The 1,551-nt window shown below is 61.1% G+C and carries 2 protein-coding genes; both read right to left on the bottom strand.

Going from position 1 to position 1,551, the window contains the following annotated elements; all coding sequences use genetic code 11:
* The coding region (locus JNL55_RS33365) for a serine hydrolase domain-containing protein (RefSeq protein WP_293865013.1) at positions 1-425 on the bottom strand (425 nt) is incomplete at its 3' end.
* Between the two features lie 208 nt (positions 426-633).
* Positions 634-1,551 (bottom strand): DUF4394 domain-containing protein (locus JNL55_RS33360; RefSeq protein WP_293865010.1); only part of this gene is annotated, 918 nt, incomplete at its 5' end.

The following is a 1,551-nucleotide window of genomic DNA, read 5'->3' as shown; positions in this document are numbered from 1 at the left end:
ACCGTGGTCTTGGCGAACTCAGGAATGAACTTGCTGACCGGATCGGTGACTACCAGCTTGCCGCGTTCCTGGAGCTGCAGGATGGCGGTGCTGGTAAGGGCTTTGGTTTGTGAGGCGATCCGGAAGATGGTGTCGGCGTTCATGCGTACGCCGGCTTCCTTGTCGGCCCAGCCAGCGGAGTGTTGATACACCGGCTGGCCGTTTTGCAGGATCAGCGCGACTGCGCCGGAGATCAGGTTTTCATCGACGTACTGTTGCATCAGGGCGTCGAGGTTGGCGAGGCGTTCTTTGGAGACGGCTGTGGCGGCGACGATTTGGTCGCGGGCGCCGTGCGGGGCGGTCCAGCTTTCGGTTTCCGGAGTGTTGTCGGCGAGGGCGCCGAAGTTCGCCAGTAGCAATGTCGTTGCGATGAGTTGCTTGAGCATTGAGGGTCCTTGATTGGCGCGGTTATCGATCGCCCCGGGGATCACCCTGGGGATAGCCTGGAGGCACGGACGCCGAATTGGACCAAAAAAGAGCCACCGCCGCGAGCCCCGCGACGATGGCTTCCGGGAAAACGACAGGGTCAGTGGCCTGAATTCGTGCTGAAGGTCGGGCCTGGATTCACTCGAGGTCGGTCAAGCAAAGTCATAGTCACGGCCGGGGCACGACGGCGATGTCGAACACGCCGCCGGTCAGCGGCGCGCTGGAACCGGGCAGGGCAGCGGGTTGGCCACGACGCACAGTCACTTTCTGAGTGCGGCCCAGCGGCAGGTTGGGATCGATCTGCGACAGGTCGATGGAGAACAACAGGCGCGTGGTCTGACCGACCAGGAAATTGGTGCCGTTGGTATCGGTGTAGATGTCGAAATCGGTGGTCGGCGACATGTTCAAGGCATTGCCGTATTCATCGACGAATGGGCCGATGGTTTGCAACAGGCCGCTGCCGGTGTTGGAACTGCCGGTGGCGTTCTTGTTGGAAATGGTCACCAGCGTGTCCAGGTCGTGATCGACCAGATAGAACAGCGTGGTGGTCGCGCCGTTGAAATTGTTGTTGTAGGCACCGCCGACGATCTCGGGGTCCTTGCCGAAATTCACATCGCCTTGGGCATAGCTGAATTTGGTTTGCACGGCGGTGGTGTTCAGGTTGCCCCCGCCCACGCCGTTCACCACAGCGATGTTTTGATCGTTGCTGCCAGCGATGCGCAGTGCATTCAAAACGGGATTGAAATCCACCAACGCGCCGAAGCCGCCGGTGAAGCGTGGATTGACGGTGCTGACCTTGGTGCTGGCGCCGAAGTAACGCGACGACAGGTCGATGGTGTACAAGCCGCCACGATCGGTGAGTCCATACAGCAGGCCGTCGGCAGGACGGAAGTCGATGCCAATCAGATTGCCGCCGTCGGAAACGTCGACGCGGCCGCCGCGCACGTACTGAGTCGCGCCTGGCTTCAGAATGTACAGCGCGTTGTCGCTGGTGAGTGCGTAGACACGCGAGTTTGGTAACGTCACGCCCTTGGCGATGCCGCTCGTCGCCACCGCAGTGGTTTGCGTTTGGGCGCTGACGATGCT

Source organism: Steroidobacter sp. (assembly GCF_016790065.1).
Taxonomy (GTDB): domain Bacteria; phylum Pseudomonadota; class Gammaproteobacteria; order Steroidobacterales; family Steroidobacteraceae; genus Steroidobacter.
Note: the sequence above shows the minus strand (reverse complement) of the source record. Positions and strands in the feature narration are given on the sequence as shown.